This is a genomic window from Stieleria sp. JC731 (assembly GCF_020966635.1).
In the GTDB taxonomy this organism is placed as follows: domain Bacteria; phylum Planctomycetota; class Planctomycetia; order Pirellulales; family Pirellulaceae; genus Stieleria.
On sequence record NZ_JAJKFQ010000025.1, the window covers coordinates 9,388 to 11,822 of the forward strand.

The following is a 2,435-nucleotide window of genomic DNA, read 5'->3' on the forward strand; positions in this document are numbered from 1 at the left end:
CATGGGACCGACAGCGTGAATTACGAAGTTTGCCTTGAGGTTGAACCCAGGCGTAAGACGGGCGTTTCCAGACGGGCAGGGAGCCAGTTTCTGTGAGGCAGCAACGAGCTTGGGACCCGCGGCAGCATGGATAGCACCATCGACGCCGCCGCCACCGATCAGTAGTTCGTTTGCGGCATTTACGATGGCATCAACATCGAGTTTCGTAATGTCGCCCGAATGAAGTTCAATACCAGGCATCAATCTTGCTCAACGGGATAACGATTGACATAACCGAGTTGCGGCGAATGACCAACCACTTCAAAGACATCGGCTCCGCAACTTCGGTTCATGTCGTGGTTCGCGAAGTACCCACGACCACAGTCGGCACCACATCGCTGCTTACAAGTCTACCCGATTCGAATCGCCAAGGGGAACGATCATAGATTTTTCGGCTGGCGCATACGGCGTCTGACCTGCCATCTCGGAGCAGAAATAAACCGTGACATCAAATGCGATCAACAGGATATTGCTGTCCCTTTAGATTAGATGGGCCGTGATACGCAACGATAATCAAACAGTGAATTCAAGTGCGAGCAATAGGAAACTGACGTCTTGCGAAATCAGATCGGCCGCGATCGGAAACAACTATCAAACCGTGAACTCAGTTGCGGCGATCATCAAACACTTGCCATGTGAAATCAGATGGGCCGGATTCAGCAGCATTGGATCCAGTCACAACCACCCGCGCGAACGGTAGTGGTCACCGAGTCGGTGCGGTGAACGTGAACTCAAAACAAACCCGACTCGCCGACTTCGGTGCACCACATGGTTCTGGCTCGTACTGAATGCACGAGCCAATAGTCATACAACGGTCTTTCGATAACCATTGAATTTTAGCCACGCTCTGGAGCCTCTCGCTGACAAATGAACTGGTTTAATACGCCCACAACAAACGTTAGTTCCGCGCTGTCAGGTGCCGGGTCCCCTGACTTTGGCTCCTGTTCACTATATTTCGCCCTCAACAACCCTTGCCATCCGAGCGACGGAGAACTTTGGAACTCCGTAGCCATCCAGTTCGTAAACCCGCGAAGCAGACCGTAATTTGTAGCGCAATCGTATCCATCCAAGAAAGCAATCGCAGTATCAAGACTGACTCGGTGAAGGTACATCCGAGGACGTTCAATGAACGAATCAATGAACTCACGGTAATCGTTTTCGGTTCGCATCACAGTTTGCTGCAAATTCGATTCAGTAGCCAGAACGGCAGAATTCACGGGGGACGGGCGAAAGACCCGCAAGCAGACAATTTAACACGACTCCCGTCCTCCCGTGCAATTCATGGTTCTGCCTTTCTCTGCGGGCGTGTCGAGACTGGAAGCCGGACAGTGGAAATAGCGATTCGCAATTCGCCCGATTCCAAACGACGATAGACCTACCAACGGCGCGGTAACGATCGTGAATACGATTGGGATCAACAGGTATGCTTCGGTAGCGTGCGGATCTCTGCTCGGCTGAAGAGCGATGGTATACATGAAATACATCAGGAAAAGCAAATCCGTGATGACAGCAGTGGCGATTACCGCAAGAGCGAATGTCGACACTATTCGTGCGATGGCGAACGACACGACGCAGACGACAAGAGCGACGAGCAGCATCCAGAGTAGTACGTAGATCGGATTTTGACCGCCACCATCCGAAGAAACAAAGAATGTCGTGGCGAGAACGCCAGCACCGGAGATTGCGAGGTCTCGTTTCGTTGCAGCCTGCAGTTTCAATCCAGAATCTCAATGGCAGAACGGCGGACATAACCGAGTGACGGCGGACGACACACCACTTCAGAAACCCCGACTCCGTCACTTCGGTTCATGTCATGGTTCGCGTGGTACACACGACCACAGTCTGCATTACATCGCTGTCGACAAGTCTACCCGATTGGAATCGCGAAGGGTAACGAGCATAGATTTTTCGGCCGGCGCATAGGGCGTTTGATCCGCTGTCTCGGAGCAAAGATCAAACCGTGACATCAAATGCGATATACAAGAACCTGCGGTCTCTCAAATTCAGATGCGCGTTGATCAAGCAACACAATCAAACGATGACTTCAGTTGCGATCAAAAGGAAACTGGTGTCTCGCGAAATCCATTGGGTCGTGTTCAGACACGACTATCAAACCGTTAACTCAATTGCGGCGATTAGCTGGTAGTAGCCACATGAAATCAGATGGGCCAGATTCAGCGGCGTTGAAGACAGGCGATGGTTATCGCAGTCACAACCATCCGCGCGAACGGCGGACATAACCGAGTGACGGCGGATGACTAACCACTTCAAAAACCCCGACTCCGTCACTTCGGTTCATGTCATGGTTCGCGTGGTACACACGACCACGGTCTGCACCACATCGCTGCTGACCAGTCTACCCGATTCAAATCGCCAAGGGGAACGAGCATTGATAT

2 protein-coding genes are annotated in these 2,435 nt (G+C 52.0%); both read right to left on the reverse strand.

All coding sequences use genetic code 11. From position 1 onward, the window contains the following. On the reverse strand, positions 1–240 hold a 240-nt coding region (locus LOC67_RS22810; RefSeq protein WP_230265148.1), incomplete at its 3' end, for a macro domain-containing protein. A gap of 1,049 nt (positions 241–1,289) precedes the next feature. Continuing rightward, the gene (locus tag LOC67_RS22815) at positions 1,290–1,757 is read right to left on the reverse strand and encodes a hypothetical protein (protein ID WP_230265149.1); all 468 of its coding nucleotides are present in this window, start codon (positions 1,755–1,757) and stop codon (positions 1,290–1,292) included. Positions 1,758–2,435 lie beyond the last annotated feature (678 nt).